General features: G+C 54.5%; 20 protein-coding genes and 1 other RNA gene. 14 read left to right on the top strand and 7 right to left on the bottom strand.

Features of this window, described 5'->3' with window-relative positions:
* Window positions 1–12 precede the first annotated feature (12 nt).
* From DD597_RS17775 to DD597_RS17755, 5 genes are all read left to right on the top strand, one after another.
* Complete coding sequence (locus DD597_RS17775) at window positions 13–132, top strand: GpE family phage tail protein (protein ID WP_007848878.1); 120 nt, start codon at window positions 13–15, stop codon at window positions 130–132.
* Window positions 125–3568, top strand: a complete 3444-nt coding sequence (locus DD597_RS17770; protein WP_129256466.1) for a phage tail tape measure protein — start codon at window positions 125–127, stop codon at window positions 3566–3568. Before DD597_RS17775 ends, DD597_RS17770 begins: the two co-directional genes overlap by 8 nt.
* Window positions 3568–4053 (top strand): phage tail protein, encoded by a 486-nt coding sequence (locus tag DD597_RS17765; protein WP_014884887.1) that lies wholly within the window; start codon window positions 3568–3570, stop codon window positions 4051–4053. The genes DD597_RS17770 and DD597_RS17765 overlap by 1 nt, the downstream gene beginning before the upstream one ends.
* Entirely contained in the window at window positions 4050–5150 is a 1101-nt protein-coding gene (locus tag DD597_RS17760; RefSeq protein WP_129256465.1) for a phage late control D family protein, read from the top strand. Before DD597_RS17765 ends, DD597_RS17760 begins: the two co-directional genes overlap by 4 nt.
* A gap of 68 nt (window positions 5151–5218) precedes the next feature.
* On the top strand, window positions 5219–5437 hold the full coding sequence (locus DD597_RS17755) for an ogr/Delta-like zinc finger family protein (protein WP_045334934.1): 219 nt from the start codon (window positions 5219–5221) through the stop codon (window positions 5435–5437).
* A gap of 115 nt (window positions 5438–5552) precedes the next feature.
* Here the strand turns inward: DD597_RS17755 and ssrA are convergent.
* Together ssrA and smpB are read right to left on the bottom strand one after the other, a co-directional pair.
* Window positions 5553–5916, bottom strand: a transfer-messenger RNA (tmRNA) gene (gene ssrA / locus DD597_RS17750).
* A gap of 89 nt (window positions 5917–6005) precedes the next feature.
* Entirely contained in the window at window positions 6006–6488 is a 483-nt protein-coding gene (smpB, locus tag DD597_RS17745) for an SsrA-binding protein SmpB (protein ID WP_003863115.1), read from the bottom strand.
* Window positions 6489–6644: 156 nt separating this feature from the next.
* On the opposite strand from smpB, the gene DD597_RS17740 reads away from it, so the two are divergent.
* Both DD597_RS17740 and DD597_RS17735 read left to right on the top strand, forming a co-directional pair.
* Window positions 6645–7082, top strand: coding sequence for a type II toxin-antitoxin system RatA family toxin (locus tag DD597_RS17740; protein ID WP_003863117.1), 438 nt, complete (start codon window positions 6645–6647; stop codon window positions 7080–7082).
* On the top strand, window positions 7072–7359 hold the full coding sequence (locus DD597_RS17735) for an RnfH family protein (RefSeq protein ID WP_003863119.1): 288 nt from the start codon (window positions 7072–7074) through the stop codon (window positions 7357–7359). The genes DD597_RS17740 and DD597_RS17735 overlap by 11 nt, the downstream gene beginning before the upstream one ends.
* A 61-nt stretch (window positions 7360–7420) precedes the next feature.
* Here DD597_RS17735 and bamE read toward each other — a convergent pair whose 3' ends face one another.
* The 3 genes from bamE to nadK all read right to left on the bottom strand — a co-directional run bounded on the left by bamE (window position 7421) and on the right by nadK (window position 10523).
* On the bottom strand, window positions 7421–7759 hold the full coding sequence (bamE, locus tag DD597_RS17730) for an outer membrane protein assembly factor BamE (protein ID WP_003863121.1): 339 nt from the start codon (window positions 7757–7759) through the stop codon (window positions 7421–7423).
* Window positions 7760–7897: 138 nt separating this feature from the next.
* Window positions 7898–9559, bottom strand: coding sequence for a DNA repair protein RecN (recN, locus tag DD597_RS17720; RefSeq protein WP_045337470.1), 1662 nt, complete (start codon window positions 9557–9559; stop codon window positions 7898–7900).
* An 85-nt stretch (window positions 9560–9644) separates the two neighbouring features.
* On the bottom strand, window positions 9645–10523 hold the full coding sequence (nadK, locus tag DD597_RS17715) for an NAD(+) kinase (RefSeq protein WP_003863124.1): 879 nt from the start codon (window positions 10521–10523) through the stop codon (window positions 9645–9647).
* Window positions 10524–10645: 122 nt separating this feature from the next.
* Between nadK and grpE the strand changes: the two genes are divergently transcribed.
* Window positions 10646–11239 carry a nucleotide exchange factor GrpE gene (gene grpE / locus DD597_RS17710; protein ID WP_003863126.1) on the top strand — a complete coding sequence of 198 codons (594 nt, stop codon included), beginning with the start codon at window positions 10646–10648 and terminating at the stop codon, window positions 11237–11239.
* Between the two features lie 52 nt (window positions 11240–11291).
* Here grpE and DD597_RS17705 read toward each other — a convergent pair whose 3' ends face one another.
* Both DD597_RS17705 and DD597_RS17700 read right to left on the bottom strand, forming a co-directional pair.
* Window positions 11292–12578, bottom strand: a complete 1287-nt coding sequence (locus tag DD597_RS17705) for an HlyC/CorC family transporter (protein ID WP_129256464.1) — start codon at window positions 12576–12578, stop codon at window positions 11292–11294.
* 19 nt (window positions 12579–12597) lie between these two features.
* Window positions 12598–13389, bottom strand: a complete 792-nt coding sequence (locus tag DD597_RS17700) for an inner membrane protein YpjD (RefSeq protein WP_003863130.1) — start codon at window positions 13387–13389, stop codon at window positions 12598–12600.
* 166 nt (window positions 13390–13555) lie between these two features.
* On the opposite strand from DD597_RS17700, the gene ffh reads away from it, so the two are divergent.
* From ffh to DD597_RS17670, 6 genes are all read left to right on the top strand, one after another.
* A complete protein-coding gene (gene ffh, locus DD597_RS17695; protein WP_003863132.1) occupies window positions 13556–14917 on the top strand; it encodes a signal recognition particle protein in 1362 nt (453 codons plus the stop codon).
* Window positions 14918–15033: 116 nt separating this feature from the next.
* Entirely contained in the window at window positions 15034–15282 is a 249-nt protein-coding gene (rpsP, locus tag DD597_RS17690) for a 30S ribosomal protein S16 (protein WP_003863133.1), read from the top strand.
* Window positions 15283–15297: 15 nt separating this feature from the next.
* Complete coding sequence (gene rimM / locus DD597_RS17685) at window positions 15298–15837, top strand: ribosome maturation factor RimM (RefSeq protein WP_003863136.1); 540 nt, start codon at window positions 15298–15300, stop codon at window positions 15835–15837.
* Between the two features lie 31 nt (window positions 15838–15868).
* Window positions 15869–16636, top strand: coding sequence for a tRNA (guanosine(37)-N1)-methyltransferase TrmD (trmD, locus tag DD597_RS17680; protein ID WP_003863138.1), 768 nt, complete (start codon window positions 15869–15871; stop codon window positions 16634–16636).
* Between the two features lie 43 nt (window positions 16637–16679).
* Complete coding sequence (rplS, locus tag DD597_RS17675) at window positions 16680–17027, top strand: 50S ribosomal protein L19 (RefSeq protein WP_002914145.1); 348 nt, start codon at window positions 16680–16682, stop codon at window positions 17025–17027.
* A gap of 131 nt (window positions 17028–17158) precedes the next feature.
* Complete coding sequence (locus DD597_RS17670) at window positions 17159–17563, top strand: DUF2946 domain-containing protein (protein WP_045337472.1); 405 nt, start codon at window positions 17159–17161, stop codon at window positions 17561–17563.
* The last annotated feature ends 31 nt before the right edge of the window (window positions 17564–17594 follow it).

Below are 17594 nucleotides of genomic sequence, written 5' to 3'. Positions count from 1 at the left end.
GTAGAAGACCTGGTGGCTGATATCGCCACCATTTTTCACTGGCCGCCGTCCGTCACTGACGTTATGCCGCTGACCGAAGTGCTGGAGTGGCGGCATAAAGCGATTCAGAGAAGCGGGGCCAGCGATGAGTGACACTAACCTGCGTTTGCAGGTAATTCTAAATGCGGTTGATAAACTCACCCGCCCATTCCGATCAGCGCAGGCCAGTTCTAAAGAGCTGGCTACCGCCATTCAGCAAAGCCGCGCAAGATTAAAAGAACTGGACGCCCAGGCGGGCCGTATTGACGGTTTCCGCAAGGCAAGCGCGCAGCTGGCCGTCACCGGCAACAGTCTTAAAGCCGCACGCGAAGAAGCGGCGAAGCTTGCCACGCAGTTCTCGGCCACTAACCGGCCGACGGCGGCGCAGGCGCGTCTGCTGGAGCAGGCAAAAAACCGCGTTAACGAGCTGCAGAGCAAATACAACGGCCTGCGTCAGTCGGTGCAGCGTCAGCGTCTTGCGCTCAATGAGGCCGGGCTGGACACCAAAAAGCTGAGCAGTGCGCAGCGGGAGCTGCGGCAGAATGCCGACGAAACCCGGCAGGCGCTGGACCGACAGCAGAAATCCCTTAAACGCCTGGGCGAGCAGCAGGCCCGTATGAACGCCGTCCGCGATCAGTATTCGCGGCGCCTTGAGGTGCGGGATCGTATTGCGGGCGCCGGAGCAACGACGACTGCCGCCGGGCTGGCGATGGGTGCGCCGGTGATGGCTGCCGTTAAAAGCTATGCCAGCATGGAAGATGCGATGAAAGGCGTGGCAAAGCAGGTTAACGGGCTGCGGGACGACAACGGCAACCGCACAAAGCAGTTTTATGACATGCAGGATGCCATCAAGGCCGCCAGTGAACAGCTGCCGATGGAGAATGGCGCCATCGACTATGCCGCGCTGGTTGAAGGTGGCGCCCGCATGGGCGTGACAAACCAGAACGATTCTTACGAAGACCAGAAGCGTGACCTGCTGGCCTTTGCATCCACTGCAGCAAAGGCCGCAACGGCATTCGAGCTGCCCGCTGATGAGCTGGCGGAGGGGCTGGGGAAAATCGCGCAGCTCTATAAAGTGCCGACCCGCAATATTGAACAGCTTGGCGATGCCCTGAACTACCTGGACGATAACGCCATGTCTAAGGGCGGCGATATCATCAATGTGCTGCAGCGCATGGGCGGCGTGGCTGACCGGCTTGATTTCCGCAAGGCGGCCGCGCTGGGTTCCACCTTCCTGTCTCTGGGCGCCGCGCCTGAAATTGCCGCCAGCGCATCAAATGCGATGGTGCGCGAACTGTCGATTGCAACCATGCAGAGCAAGCGGTTCATGGAAGGTATGGATCTGCTGAAACTCAATCCAGAAGAGATTGAAAAGCAGATGACAAAGGACGCAATGGGGACCATTCAGCGTGTGCTGGAGAAGGTCAACAAGCTGCCGCAGGACAAGCGCCTGCCCGCCATGACGATGATATTTGGCAAGGAGTTTGGCGACGATGCGGCGAAGCTGGCAAATAACCTGCCGGAGCTGCAGCGACAGCTGAAACTTACCTCAGGCAATGAGGCTAACGGCTCCATGCAGAAAGAATCCGATATCAATAAGGATTCACTTTCCGCGCAGTGGTTGCTTGTTAAAACGGGCGCGCAGAACGCTTTCAGTAGCCTGGGTGAAACCCTGCGCCAGCCGCTGATGGATATCATGGGGTACGTCAAAAGCGTTACCGGGGCACTGCGTCGATGGGTTGAGGCTAACCCGCAGCTGGCGGGCACGCTGATGAAAGTGGCGGCTGCCACTGCTGCGATAACCGTTGTACTCGGCACGCTGGCGGTGGCCGTGGCTGCCGTGCTGGGGCCGCTGGCGGTGATCCGTTTAGGCCTGTCCGTGCTGGGTGTAAAAACACTCCCATCCGTTATGTCTGCAGTGACCCGCACCGGCGGTGCGCTGTCCTGGCTGGCAAATGCGCCGCTTTCCCTGTTGCGCCGTGGCCTGGCGGCATCCGGCAGCAGCGCCGGATTGCTGACGTCTCCCCTTAACTCCCTGCGCCGTTCTGCCGGGCTGGCTGGCAATGCGCTGAAAGCGCTGGCCGGTGCGCCGCTTGCTGTCCTTCGCGGCGGAATGTCTGGTATTCGCAACATTATCGGCATGGTAATGAATCCGCTGGCCGCGTTGCGCGGGGGATTATCCGCAGCCGGTGGCGTGCTTCGTTTTCTGGCGTCCGGCCCGCTGGCTCTCCTTCGCGTTGCGCTGTACGGGATTTCTGGATTGCTGGGCGCCCTGCTTAGTCCGATAGGTCTGGTCGTGGCGGCGCTGGCTGGCGTGGCGCTGGTTGTCTGGAAATACTGGCAGCCGATAAGCGCATTTTTAGGTGGAGTGGTTGAAGGATTCAAAGCTGCAGCTGCGCCTATCAGTGCGGCGTTTGAGCCACTGCAGCCTGTTTTCCAGTGGATAGGTGACAAGGTCCAGGCGTTGTGGGGCTGGTTTACTGATCTGCTGACGCCGGTTAAATCCACCTCTGCAGAACTGCAAAGCGCGGCGTCGATGGGGCGGCAGTTTGGCGAAGCGCTGGCGGCAGGGCTGAACATGGTCATGCACCCGCTGGATTCGCTTAAATCGGGCGTGTCCTGGCTGCTTGAAAAACTCGGCATTGTCAGCAAGGAGGCGGCCAAAGCGAAGCTTCCTGAACAGGTCACGCGGCAGCAGCCAGCTACGGTCAACAGAGACGGTAAAGTGGTGCTGCCGCCTGGCGGATTCCCGACGATGGGTTTTGCTGGAATGTACGACAGTGGCGGTACCATTCCGCGCGGCCAGTTCGGCATCGTGGGTGAGAATGGCCCAGAGATTGTTAACGGACCCGCCAATGTCACCGGCAGGAAACGGACTGCTGATCTGGCGAGGGTGGCGGCAACGCTCAATCCTTCCCGGACGGAACCGGCCAGCGCTAAACAACGTCCTGAACGCGGGATAGTTCTGCCGCCTGATAGTGTGAACGGTCCGGCAAATATTCCGGTAATCAATCGCACTACTGAACTGGTGAAACTGGCGGCAACAGTAAGCCCCGTTCGTGATGTAACAGCCAGCCCGGATCAACGGCCTGAAAGCAGGTTAATACTGCCTCCTGAGATTGTTAACGCCCCGGTAAACCTTCCTGGTCGGGATCGTGCTGCGGAGCTGGCTGATATCGCTGCTGCCGTCATGCCAGCACCGGCCATTACGGAAATCACGGATAACAGGGTTGACCCGATGGCTATGCGCCAGAAGGTGTTCGCTTCCGTGGTCGCTGGCGTAATGGGCCTGGCGGCTGCCCCGGCAGAAGCCGCACCACTTCATCCGTACAGTGTGCCTGTCAGGACGCAACCGGCGCCGTCGCCGAAGGAAGAGAGACAGTCGCAGGTAATTAAGTACGAGATAAGCGCGCCAATTCATATTGTCGCGCAGCCAGGGCAAAGCGCGCAGGATATCGCCCGCGAGGTGGCCCGGCAGCTTGATGAGCGTGAGCGCAGGGCCAGGGCAAAAACACGCAGTAATTTCAGTGATCGAGGGGGTTACGAATAATGATGATGGTGCTGGGGTTGTACGTATTCATGCTGCGAACAGTGCCCTATCAGGAGCTGCAGTATCAGCGCAGCTGGCGGCACGCAGCCAACAGCCGGGTTAACCGGCGCCCGTCAACGCAGTTTCTTGGACCGGATAACGATACGCTTACTCTGTCCGGCGTCCTGCTGCCGGAGATTACCGGCGGCAGGTTGTCTTTGCTGGCGCTGGAGCAGATGGCGGAGCTGGGAAAAGCCTGGCCTCTGATTGAGGGGAGCGGGACGATTTACGGCATGTTTGTGATCGAGAGTCTGAGCCAGACAAAAACAGAATTTTTTGAGAGCGGTATGCCCCGGCGCATCGAATTTTCGCTGAGCCTGAAACGGGTGGATGAGTCGCTGTCTGATATGTTCGGCAGCCTCAGCGACCAGCTCAGTAATTTGCAGGAATCTGCCACCTCTGCGATAGGCAATATGAAAAATACGGTTGGAGGGTTACTGCAGTGAATTTCAGCTCTGATCTCCTGAACCTGAACAGCAAAACTCCCGGTTTCAGTATCATCATTGAAGGTAAAGATGTGACTACCGTGCTGGATGCGCGCCTGATGAGTCTGACGCTGACGGATAACCGGGGCTTTGAAGCGGACCAGCTTGATCTGGAACTGGACGACTCGGACGGGCTAATCGTTCTGCCGCGTCGGGGGGCCATTATTCAGTTTGCGCTGGGGTGGAAAGGTCAGCCGCTTTTTCCGAAAGGGGCGTTTACTGTCGATGAGATTGAGCACAGCGGCGCGCCTGACCGTCTCACAATCCGCGCGCGTAGTGCAGATTTCCGTGAAACCCTGAATACGCGGCGTGAAAAGTCCTGGCACCAGACAACGGTGGGCGAAGTTGTGAAGGAAATCGCGGGCAGGCATAAATTAAAGATGGCGCTGGGAAAGGACCTGTTGGACAAGCCTGTCGATCATCTTGACCAGACTAATGAAAGCGACGCCAGCTTTTTGATGAAGCTGGCGCGGCAGTATGGGGCGATAGCCTCAGTTAAGGACGGCAATCTGTTGTTTATCCGCCAGGGGCAGGGCAGGACGGCAAGCGGTAAGCCGCTGCCGGTTATCACCATAACCCGCCAGGCCGGTGACGGTCATCGTTTTACTCTGGCTGATCGCGATGCCTATACGGGGGTAATTGCCAGCTGGCTCCATACCCGTGAGCCAAAGAAAAAAGAGACTGCAAAGGTTAGGCGCCGTCGAAAAAAAACCACTGCGGCAAAGGAGCCGGAAGCAAAACAGGGAGATTACCTGGTTGGAACGGATGAAAACGTGCTTGTACTCAACAGAACTTATGCAAACCGCAGCAATGCAGAGCGAGCGGCAAAGATGCAGTGGGAGCGCCTGCAGCGCGGGGTTGCAACATTCTCCCTGCAGCTCGCAGAGGGAAGGGCTGATCTGTATACCGAAATGCCGGTGAAGGTGAGCGGCTTTAAACAGCCCATTGATGATGCCGAATGGACCATTACCACGCTGACGCATAGTGTCAGTGCAGATAATGGTTTTACTACGACTCTGGAGCTTGAAGTTAAGATCGATGATCTCGAAATGGAGTAATGGGTTCTCAAAATTGAATAATGATGTATCATTATTGTGATTTTGGCAAAAGTGGTGGGATAACCGGAATGATGAATTGTCCAGAGTGCGGCCAGGCAGCGCATACAAGAAGCAGTTTTCAGGTATCAGCAACAACCAAAGAACGTTACAACCAGTGCCAAAATATCAACTGCGGTTGTACTTTTGTCACGCATGAAACATTTGTTAGGCATATCATTAAGCCTAATGTGATTTCTTCTGCACCCCCACATCCGGGAAAAGATGGGCAAGGGCACATGAATTTTTAAAAAGAACCCGCTTTCAAAGCGGGTTTTTTTGTCGCCAGTCCAAAAGCCTGTCGCCATTTTGCCGCCATTGGAATAGAAAAAGGGGCTACGTTTTCACGTAACCCCTTGTTTTATTTGGTGGAGCTGGCGGGAGTTGAACCCGCGTCCGAAATTTCTACATCCTCGGTACTACATGCTTAGTTTGTCTTTACATTCGCACGCCAGCTGCGGACAGACACGCCACTAACGAACTAGCCTGATTAGTTTTAACGCTTCAACCCCAGGCAGGGTTTCCACGCGATCTCTTTTGGGTTTGACCTCTCTTTGATCCCCGTCTTAAGAGCGGAAGCTAGGGAGAGAGGGCTCTTAGCAGGTTATTAAGCTGCTAAAGCGTAGTTTTCGTCGTTTGCGACTATTTTTTTGCGGCTTTTAACGAGGCAAACCGCCCCTCGGCATGCACCTTGGGTTTCGCAAATCCCGTCGAATCCAGAATCAGCCCCAATAGTGTTGAACTCAGTATACCAGATTTTACTTCCTCGACACCAGCCCGAAACGCTAACTTATTGAATAGTACAATAAGCGCGCAGAATCAACGTCCTGCGTTTTTCATGATACGTGCTTTGTCGAGCTGCCACTCGCGTGCTTTCAGGTCAGTACGCTTGTCGTGTTGTTTCTTACCTTTCGCCACGCCGATTTTCACTTTGCACCAGGCGTTTTTCCAGTACAAAGAGAGTGCCACCACTGTGAAGCCTTCACGGTTGATGCGTCCGTAGAGGGATTCCAGTTCGCGCTTGTTCAGCAGCAGCTTACGGGTGCGGGTAGGATCGCAAACGTAATGTGAAGAGGCGACGGTCAGCGGCGTAAAGTTCGCGCCGAACAGGAAGGCCTCACCGTCTTTCAGGATCACGTAGCTGTCGCCGATATTGGCTTTCCCGGCACGCAGCGATTTTACTTCCCAGCCCTGCAACGCAAGGCCGGCCTCGAATTCTTCTTCGATGAAATACTCGTGGCGAGCACGCTTGTTAAGCGCAATGGTCGCCGAACCAGGTTTATGTGCTTTTTTCTTCGTCATAAGTGTCGTAAAGCCGTCGGTAATCTGATTTTAAAAAGTCACCTCATTGCGTCCTGTGAGGTCTAACGCGCTATATTAGCACGAGATAAGGCTTAGCGTTTTTTTAACAGGTGATAAATGTTATTATTTGTCTGTTGTGTGACCATGGAAAATGCTATGCCTCAGATTAGCCGTACTGCGCTTGTTCCCTACAGCGCGGAACAAATGTATCAGTTAGTGAACGACGTTCAGTCCTATCCGGAATTTATTCCAGGATGCACCGGTAGCCGGGTGCTGGAATCCGGCCCGACGCAGATGACTGCGGCCGTGGATGTCTCCAAAGCGGGGATCAGCAAAACGTTCACCACGCGCAATACCCTGACGAGCAATCAGAGTATTTTGATGCATCTGGTGGATGGTCCGTTTAAAAAACTGATGGGAGGGTGGAAGTTTACGCCACTGAGCGCTGACGCCTGCCGCATTGAGTTTCATCTGGATTTTGAATTTACCAATAAGCTGATCGAACTGGCGTTTGGCCGAATCTTTAAAGAGCTGGCCTCGAATATGGTTCAGGCGTTCACCACGCGCGCCAAAGAGGTTTACAGTGTCGCATAAGATTGCTGTTGAGGTGGTGTATGCGCTGCCGGAGAAGCAGTATTTGCAGCGCGTGACGCTTGAAGAGGGCGCCACCGTTGAGGCGGCTATCCGGGCCTCCGGCATCCTTGAACTTCGCCGTGATATTGACCTGGCGAAGAATAAAGTCGGCATTTATAGCCGTCCGGTTAAGCTCGGTGATGTGCTGAAAGAGGGCGACAGGGTTGAAATCTATCGTCCGCTGATTGCCGACCCGAAAGAGTTGCGCCGTCAGCGAGCAGAGAAATCCGGTAAGTAGCCAAATAAATGTACACAAAAAAGGTGCTCATTGAGCACCTTTTTGCGTTGCTGACGCCTGATTATTTGGTCAGGGCAGGCTTGTTGTCGATGTTGGTCAGCACGCCGGCACTGCTGAAGGTCAGCGTCAGGGTTTGCTGGGTTACATCTTCATGACCAGGCTGCTGGCGGAATACATAGAACCAGGTGTTTGTGCCGAAGGGATCGGACATCATCGGGGTTCCCAGGGCATAAGCGACCTGCTGTTGTGTCATACCCACGCGGATTTTGGACACATCGTTAGGGGTAAGGTAGTTCCCCTGGTTGATGTCAGGACGGTAAACCACTTTCTCCAGAGTGGAACAGCCTGCGGTCAACATCAGAAGAACCGCTGCGGCAGCGGTCAGCGTTTTACAGCGCATAGTGATTTGATTCCTTTTCGGGCCCGAGCAGTACGCGGCTCATATGTAATATGCCGATGATAATAGACCTTGCCCCACTTTGAAACCGGTCTGGCGGCGTTTTTGTTGTTCTGTATGACCCTGAGATCCCGAAAAAGTTTATGCCGCCAGCAGTTCTTTCGCATTCGCGAGGGTATTGCGAGTGACTTCACTGCCGCCGAGCAAGCGTGCCAGCTCCTGCAAGCGTGAGCGTTTATCCAGCGGCTTCATGTGCGTTTCCGTCATTTCACCATCGGTTTCCTTGCTGACGATAAAGTGGTGATGACCACATCCGGCGACCTGCGGCAGGTGAGTCACACACATGACTTGCGTCGATTCACCCAACTGACGCAGCAGTTTGCCGACAACGGCCGCGGTCGGGCCGCTGATACCCACATCCACTTCATCGAAAATCAACGCCGGGGTTTCCATTTTACGGGCGGTAATCACCTGAATGGCCAGGGCGATACGCGACAGTTCACCACCGGAAGCCACTTTCGAAATTGCCTGCAAAGGCTGGCCCGGGTTGGTGGTGACGCGGAATTCTACGCGGTCTGCGCCTTCCGCCGTCAGGTGATTCTCTTCAAAGCGAACATCTATGGTGAACACCCCATGCGGCATCGCCAGCGTATGCATGCTGTCGGTAATGTGCTGGCTAAGCTCCTGCGCATAGTGTTGCCGCACGTCGTGCAGCCGTTTCGCCGTTTCCAGCGCCTGCTGATGATGCAGATTAACCGCCAGAGACAAGGTTTCAAGGGAATCGGCCTGATCGTCCAACTGCTGCTGTTCCTCCAGCAGAGACTGATAGTAATTCGGCAGCTCTTCCGGGGTAACGTGATGCTTACGCGCCAGTGAAATCTGACGGGAGATGCGTTGCTCAAGCTCGAACAGACGGTTCGGGTCGAGATCCAGACGTTCACAGTAGTGGCGCAGCTCATCCCCGGCTTCTGAAATCTGAATCGCGGCCTCTTCCAGCATTTCCAGTACGCCAGAAAGCTTATTGTCCATGCCGGTCAGTTCGGTCACAAGCTGACGCACGTTGTACAGCTGGCTCTGCAAATTCACGTCTTCGCCATCCGCCAGCATGTTAAGGGCATTCTGGCTGGTGGAGAGCAGCTGACCGCTGTTGGCCAGACGCTTGTACTCTTCGTCGATTTGCTCAAATTCACCCGCCTGCGGGTTAAATTCGTTCAGCTCTTTCAACTGATATTCCAGCAGCTCGGCGCGCGCGGTACGCTCCTGGCTTTGCTGCTGATGCTGCGCAAGTTCGCGGCAGCTTTGATGCCACTGACGATAGTGCTCCGCCATGAGTTGAGTAAGCGCGTACTCACCTGCGTAGCCATCAAGCAGGGCTTTCTGTTGTTCGGGTTTGATTAACTGCTGGTGCGCATGCTGACCATGGATCTGGATGAGCAGCTGGCCCAGCTCGCGAAGCTGGGAGAGGGGAACCGCTGTACCATTGATAAAACCGCGGGAGCGGCCATCGCTGCTGATGACGCGGCGAAGTAAACACTCACGTCCGTCTTCGAGCTGGTTTGCTTCCAGCCAGCGCAGGGCGGCAGGTGTGTCTTTTAACGAGAAGCGGGCGCAGAGATCGGCACGGGCGGCGCCTGTGCGCACCATATCCCCCTCTGCACGACCACCGAGGCACAAGCCGAGGGCATCAATGGCAATGGATTTACCTGCACCGGTTTCACCGGTAATCGCCGTCATTCCGCTATGGAAGTCGATTTCAAGCTCACGAACAATGGCAAAGTTGCTGATGGTCAGTTGTGCCAGCATAATTGTTTTCCTGTATGAAAAACCATAACTGTGTTTGTATACAGTATAAACTGGTTTTATATACAGTAAAGTGCTGTATGCAAAATCAGAACAATTTTTTTGACCAGCCGAGCTTGGAGCTTAATGTGTTGAAATAGCTGTAATCTTTTGGGTGAATGAGGTTCAGGTGGTAATCGCAGCGGCGAATGAGGACATCTTCACCTTCCTGAATGGGGAGCGCAATCTGACTGTCGCAGCTGATCTCCAGATCGCTGCGGCGATGAGAAAAACGCAGGCGGATGGTGCTGTCGCCGTTGATCACCAGCGGACGCGCCGAGAGCGTATGCGGGAACATCGGCACCAGGGTAATGGCATCCAGCGATGGCGTAAGGATTGGACCTCCGGCTGAAAGCGAGTAGGCGGTGGACCCCGTCGGGGTTGAAATAATCAGCCCGTCAGACCGCTGCGAGAAAGCGAAGATTTCGTCGATATAGACTTCGAATTCGATCATGTGCGCCACTTTACCGGGGTGGAGAACCACCTCGTTAATGGCGGTGCTGATGCGCTTCTGGCAGTCCTGCTGACACACCTGGGCTTCCAGCAAAAACCTTTTTTCACTGATATAGTGGCCTTCCAGCACGTCCGCCAGCTGCTGCTGCGCATTGTCCGGGTCGAGGTCGGTCAGGAAACCGAGATTGCCACGGTTAACACCAATAACCTTAATATCATAGCGAGCCAGCGTTCGCGCCGCGCCCAGCATATTGCCGTCGCCACCGACCACCACGGCGAGATCCGCCTGCTGGCCAATTTCCGCCAGCGTGCCGGTTCTGACGCTTTTAAGCTGCAACTCCTGGGCAATCTGCTGCTCGACCATCACTTCATAGCCTTTACCACACAGCCAGCGATACAACATTTCATGTGTCGTCAATGCGGTAGGGTGACGCGGATGGCCGACGATCCCAATACACCTGAAATGATTATTCATTTTCTGGAGGTCCTTGTGCCTGATGAATGATGACAATCTGCCTTGTTCCCTTGAATCCAGGAAACTGATCCCCATAATAAGCGAAGTTAGCGAGATGAATGCAGAAAAACGCGGAGAAATTCATGAGTAGTAAAGAACAGAAAACGCCTGAGGGGCAAGCCCCTGAAGAAATTATCACGGAACAGCACGATGAAGTTGAGGCAGTAGAGCCAGACACGTCTGCTGAGCAGGTGGACCCGCGCGATGAAAAAATTGCCAACCTGGAAGCTCAGTTGGTAGAAGCGCAGAATCGCGAACGCGATGGCGTACTGCGTATCAAAGCGGAAATGGAAAACCTGCGCCGTCGTACCGAGCTGGACGTTGAAAAGGCGCACAAATTTGCGCTGGAGAAATTCGTCAACGAACTGCTTCCGGTGATCGACAGCCTGGATCGCGCGCTGGAAGTGGCGGATAAAGCTAACCCGGATAACGCGGCGATGATTGAAGGCATTGAGCTGACGCTGAAATCCATGCTGGATGTGGTGCGTAAGTTCGGTGTTGAAGTGATTGCCGATACGGATGTACCTCTGGATCCAAACGTTCACCAGGCCATTGCGATGGTGGAATCCGAAGACGTTGCCGCGGGTAACGTGCTGGGCGTGATGCAGAAAGGGTATACCCTGAACGGTCGTACTATTCGCGCTGCGATGGTGACCGTGGCGAAAGCTAAAGCGTAATTTGCCGACCCGTAGTGCCGGGTGGCGGCTTCGCCTCACCCGGCCTACAACATTACTCGGCGATACTTTCGCGTAAAGGTTTAACGGGCAGGACCTTCACCTGCTTAATCATGTTGTCCTGAACGTCCAGAATATCAATATCATACTGCTCAATACGCACGCGCGTGCCTGCCGCCGGGATCTCTTCCAGCGCTTCCAGGATCATTCCGTTCATTGTCCGCGCTTCGTCTTCCGGCAAATGCCAGTTGAACGCTTTATTGATTTCACGAATGTTAGCGCTGCCGTCGATAAGCACTGACCCGTCGTTTTGCGGGGTGACTTCTTCCGCAAGGGAAGGCGACATCGAGGTGGTAAAGTCCCCGACAATCTCTTCCAGAATATCTTCGACCGTCACCAGCCCCTGTATATCGCCGTATTCATCCACCACCAGGCCGACTTTCTTCTTGTTGCGCTGGAACTTCACCAGCTGCGTGCTGAGTGGGGTGCCTTCCGGCACGTAGTAAATTTCGTCGGCGGCACGCAGCATTACCTCTTTGGTGAACTCGTTTTTCTCAGTCATCAGGCGATAGGCCTCGCGCACACGCAGCATGCTGATGGCATCGTCGAGAGAATCGCGGTAGAGGACGATACGCCCGTGCGGGGAGTGCGTCAGCTGGCGGACAATGGCCTTCCAGTCGTCGTTGATATCAATCCCGACGATTTCATTGCGCGGCACCATGATGTCGTCAACGCTGACCTTTTCCAGATCCAGCACCGACAGGAGCATGTCCTGATTGCGGCGGGAGATCTGCGAGCGGGATTCGTTCACGATGGTACGCAGTTCGTCTTTGCTGAACGCGCTACTGATGGTGACGTCTGCCTTTATACCGACCATGCGCATCAGCACCCGTGTCACCATATTCAGCAGCCAGACCAGCGGCATCATCAGAATAAGCAGCGGTGCTAACAGGAAGCTGCTCGGGTAGGCGACTTTTTCCGGGTAAAGCGCCGCGATGGTTTTGGGCAACACTTCCGCAAACACCAGTACCACAAACGTGAGCACACCTGTGGCAATCGCCACGCCTGCGTTGCCGTACAGACGCATCCCGACGATGGTGCCCAGTGCAGAGGCGAGAATATTGACCAGGTTGTTACCGATAAGCACCAGGCTAATCAGACGGTCCGGCTTACGCAGAAGCTTTTCGACACGACGCGCGGCACGGTTACCCTGCTTGGCGCGATGACGTAACCGGTAGCGGTTCAGCGTCATCATGCCGGTTTCAGAGCCAGAGAAATAAGCGGAGATGACCACCATGATGACCAGAATGACGATCAGCGTGGTGGTAGAGATGTGTTCCAGGGGGAACTCCTTTTGTTACTTAGCCAGCAAATTGCTGTATGAAGCGGCTACCAAAATAGGCAAGCGTGAGAATGCCCGCACCCGCAACGTTGAACCAGACCACGCGGCGACCGCGCCAGCCTTCATGATAATGGCCCCATAACAGGACAATATAGACAAACCACGCGATGATGGAGAGCACCGCTTTATCGATATTCTCCACGCTGAACAGATTCTTCATGTAAAACAGCCCGGTGCAGAGCGTGAGCGTCAGCAGCACCACGCCGACCTGGGTGATGTGGAACATCTTACGCTCAATCACCATCAGCGGCGGCATTTCGTGGTTAAACGCCAGCTTTTTATTTTTCAGCTGGTAGTCAATCCAGGCGAGCTGCATGGCGTAAAGGGCGGCGATGATCAGCGTCGCGTAGGCAAAGAGCGACAGGCCGATATGCACCAGCATCCCCGGCGTGGCTTCCAGGTGAGTAATAAACTCATTGGGCATGAACGTGGCTAACGCCAGATTGATCAGCGCAAAGGCGTAGACTATCGGCAGCAGCAGCCAGCCACGGTTTTTAGACGCGACAATGGTCATGACCGTACAGATCATCAGGCTGACCAGCGAGCCGACGTTCAGTACGCTCAGATTTTGCACGCTGCCGTCGCCGGGGATAATGCGTGATTCCAGCGCAAAGGCGTGGCTAATCAGTGCGATCACTGCCGAAAGAATAGCCATGCGCCGCCAGCCGCTGTTTTTTTGCAGCAGGCCAGGAATGATCAGCGCGAGGCTGACAGAGTAGGCAACAAGGGCGATCAGTGCGAAAACAGGCATATAGGCGTCGACAGTTGTCTTAATAAGAAAGAGAAGCAGTATAACGTTACGTGACGCCTGCTCCAACCGTTGCATAACAACAAAGGCGCCTTCATGTTATACTCCGGCAAAATTCTGTGTATGTGTCGCCCAGGCGACCTAACGTTTCTACCCCAGGCGAGAGACAATGTTTGATAATTTAACCGATCGTTTGTCGCGCACGCTGCGCAACATCAGCGGCCGTGGACGCCTCACCGAAGAGAACATCAAGGAAACGCTGCGCGAAGTGCGCATGGCGCTGCTGGAAGCAGACGTCGCGTTGCCGGTCGTGCGTGATTTTATCAACCGCGTGAAAGAGAAAGCGGTTGGCCATGAAGTGAACAAGAGCCTGACTCCGGGTCAGGAGTTCGTCAAAATCGTCCGTAACGAGCTGGTTTCGGCGATGGGCGAAGAGAACCAGGTGCTTAACCTGGCGGCTCAGCCGCCGGCCGTCGTGCTGATGGCGGGTCTGCAAGGTGCGGGTAAAACCACCAGCGTCGGTAAGCTGGGGAAATTCCTGCGCGAAAAGCACAAGAAAAAGGTGCTGGTGGTGTCGGCGGACGTGTATCGCCCGGCGGCGATCAAACAGCTGGAAACGCTGGCCGAGCAGGTTGGCGTGGACTTCTTCCCGTCCGACGTGGCCCAGAAGCCTGTCGACATCGTTAACGCGGCGCTGAAAGAGGCGAAGCTGAAATTCTACGACGTGCTGCTGGTGGATACCGCCGGTCGACTGCACGTTGACGAAGCGATGATGGACGAAATCAAGCAGGTTCATGCCTCTATCAATCCAGTAGAGACCCTGTTTGTTGTTGACGCCATGACCGGTCAGGATGCGGCAAACACCGCAAAAGCGTTTAACGAAGCCCTGCCGTTAACCGGCGTGGTGCTGACCAAAGTCGACGGCGATGCCCGCGGCGGTGCGGCGCTGTCTATTCGTCATATTACCGGTAAGCCAATTAAGTTCCTCGGCGTGGGCGAGAAAACCGAAGCGCTGGAGCCGTTCCATCCGGATCGTATTGCCTCCCGTATCCTCGGCATGGGCGACGTGCTGTCGCTGATCGAAGATATTGAAAGCAAGGTTGACCGCGCCCAGGCGGAAAAACTCGCCAGCAAGCTGAAAAAAGGTGACGGTTTCGATCTGACCGACTTCCTTGAGCAGCTGCGTCAGATGAAAAACATGGGCGGCATGGCAAGCCTGATGGGCAAACTGCCAGGCATGGGCCAGATCCCGGACAACGTCAAATCCCAGATGGATGACAAAGTGCTGGTGCGTATGGAGGCCATCATCAACTCGATGACGCTGAAAGAGCGCGCGAAGCCAGAAATCATCAAAGGTTCCCGTAAACGCCGTATCGCTGCCGGTTGCGGCATGCAGGTGCAGGACGTAAACCGCCTTCTGAAACAGTTCGACGACATGCAGCGCATGATGAAGAAAATGAAGAAAGGCGGCATGGCGAAGATGATGCGCGGCATGAAAGGCATGATGCCGCCCGGTTTTCCTGGGCGATAATCGCTTTTGAGATTGCTTTTTGCCCGAAAATGAGTAAAATTTTCGGGCTTTTAATATGACACCCGGGCTCCGTTCCTCGATGGGGCCCGGTTGTTTTATTCACACAAGAGGATGTTATGGTAACTATTCGTTTAGCACGTCACGGCGCTAAAAAGCGTCCGTTCTACCAGGTTGTTGTGACTGACAGCCGTAATGCACGCAACGGTCGCTTCATCGAGCGCGTTGGTTTCTTCAACCCACTGGCCGCTGGCGCAGAAGAAGAAACCCGTCTGGATCTGGATCGTATCGCTCACTGGGTTGGCCAGGGCGCTACTGTTTCCGATCGCGTTGCTACGCTGATCAAAGCAGCAAACAAAGCAGCTTAATCTGTCACGGTGGTCATGATGAGCAATAAAGCACCTGTTGAACCGATCGTATTGGGAAAAATGGGTTCTTGCTACGGTATCCGTGGTTGGCTCAGAGTGTTTTCCTCCACTGAAGACGCTGATAGCATTTTTGATTACCAGCCCTGGTTTATCCAGAAAGCCGGTAAGTGGGAAGAGGTCGAGCTGGAAAGCTGGCGTCACCACAATCAGGACATCATCATCAAGCTGAAAGGCATTGACGATCGTGATGCCGCGAATGCGCTGACTAATTGTGAGATTGTCGTGGATTCGTCGCAGTTGCCGCAGCTGGAAGAGGGTGACTACTACTGGAAAGACCTTATGGGTTGCCAGGTAGTGACCACTGAAGGCTACAGCCTGGGGAAAGTCATCGACATGATGGAAACCGGGTCAAATGACGTTCTCGTCATTAAGGCAAACCTGAAAGATGCATTTGGCATCAAGGAGCGGTTGGTTCCGTTCCTCGATGGACAGGTTATCAAGAAAGTCGATCTCACTACTCAAACCATTGAAGTAGATTGGGATCCTGGTTTTTAAATTCTCCGGATAAACGGTAAAAGACGGCGCTATGTGGATTGGCATAATTAGCCTGTTTCCTGAAATGTTCCGCGCGATTACCGATTACGGGGTAACTGGCCGGGCAGTAAAGAATGGCCTGCTGAGCATCCAGAGCTGGAGTCCTCGTGACTTCACGCACGACCGGCACCGTACCGTGGACGATCGTCCTTACGGCGGCGGACCGGGGATGTTGATGATGGTGCAACCCTTACGGGACGCCATTCACACAGCAAAAGCCGCGGCAGGTGAAGGCGCGAAGGTGATTTATCTGTCACCTCAGGGACGCAAGCTTGATCAAGCGGGCGTGAGCGAACTGGCGACGAATCAAAAACTGATTCTGGTCTGTGGTCGCTACGAAGGAATAGATGAGCGCGTAATTCAAACCGAGATTGACGAAGAATGGTCTATCGGCGATTACGTTCTCAGCGGTGGTGAGTTACCAGCAATGACGCTGATTGACTCCGTCGCCCGGTTTATTCCGGGGGTTCTGGGCCATGAAGCTTCGGCAACGGAAGATTCCTTTGCCGATGGGTTGCTGGACTGTCCACACTATACTCGTCCTGAAGTGTTAGAAGGGATGGAAGTCCCGGCAGTGTTACTGTCTGGAAACCATGCCGAGATACGTCGCTGGCGTTTGAAGCAGTCGCTGGGCCGAACCTGGCTTAGAAGACCTGAACTTCTGGAAAACCTGGCTCTGACTGAAGAGCAAGCAAAGTTGCTGGCCGAGTTCAAAACTGAACACGCGCACCAGCAGCATGAACATGATGGGAAAGCGTAATACGCTCCCGAATATCAGTTTACCCAGGATAAGAGATTAAATTATGAGCAACATTATTAAGCAACTTGAACAAGAGCAGATGAAGCAGGACGTACCTTCCTTCCGTCCAGGTGACACCGTGGAAGTGAAAGTATGGGTTGTTGAAGGTTCCAAAAAACGTCTGCAGGCATTCGAGGGCGTGGTTATCGCTATTCGTAACCGCGGTCTGCACTCTGCATTCACTGTTCGTAAAATTTCCAACGGCGAAGGCGTTGAGCGTGTCTTCCAGACTCACTCTCCGGTAGTTGACAGCATTGCTGTTAAACGTCGTGGTGCTGTACGTAAAGCTAAACTGTACTACCTGCGTGAGCGTACTGGTAAGTCTGCTCGTATTAAAGAGCGTCTGAACTAAGATTCGCTTAAGCGACATCCTGTTAGAAAGGGCTGGCCGAAAGGCTGGCCTTTTTTTATCTCATCGCACCTCTCGCGTTAACCCTTCCGTCATAAATCATTTACAATGTTCGCCTCTTGGGTGGAGGGTAAGTGGATAACGTACTGCATCAGCATAGCTGGAAACGCACAGCGGCATTGACCGCGCTGTTTGCGATCCTGCTGATCGTCGTGGCGCCGCTGATCTCCGTCTCGCTGCAAAAAGATCCCATGAGCGCCATGCCGGGCATGCACTACGACATGAGCATGATGTCGGTGGACGAGCATCATGGTGATATGCCGCATTCTATGCCAGTTGACCATGCTGAAGCATGCGGCTACTGCGTGCTGTTAGCGCATGTACCGGGCGTGATGCTGGCGCTTATCGTTCTGCTCAGCGTGGTGTTGCAGCGGCTGCGCGTGAAGCCGCCTCGTCAGGCGGTCAGCCACTGGCACTTTTTCCCCTGGCTTTACCCCGATACCCGCGCGCCGCCGCGTCGGTCTGCTTTCTCCCTTTAAAACAAAATCACTCACTTTTTGCCTTAAAAAG

It is taken from the genome of Enterobacter cloacae complex sp. 677-3DZ2D5B, from assembly GCF_004136695.1.
Taxonomy (GTDB): Bacteria; Pseudomonadota; Gammaproteobacteria; order Enterobacterales; family Enterobacteriaceae; genus Enterobacter; species Enterobacter hormaechei_C.
The sequence above is the reverse complement of the archived record's forward strand: the minus strand, read 5'-3'. Positions and strand labels throughout refer to the sequence as shown.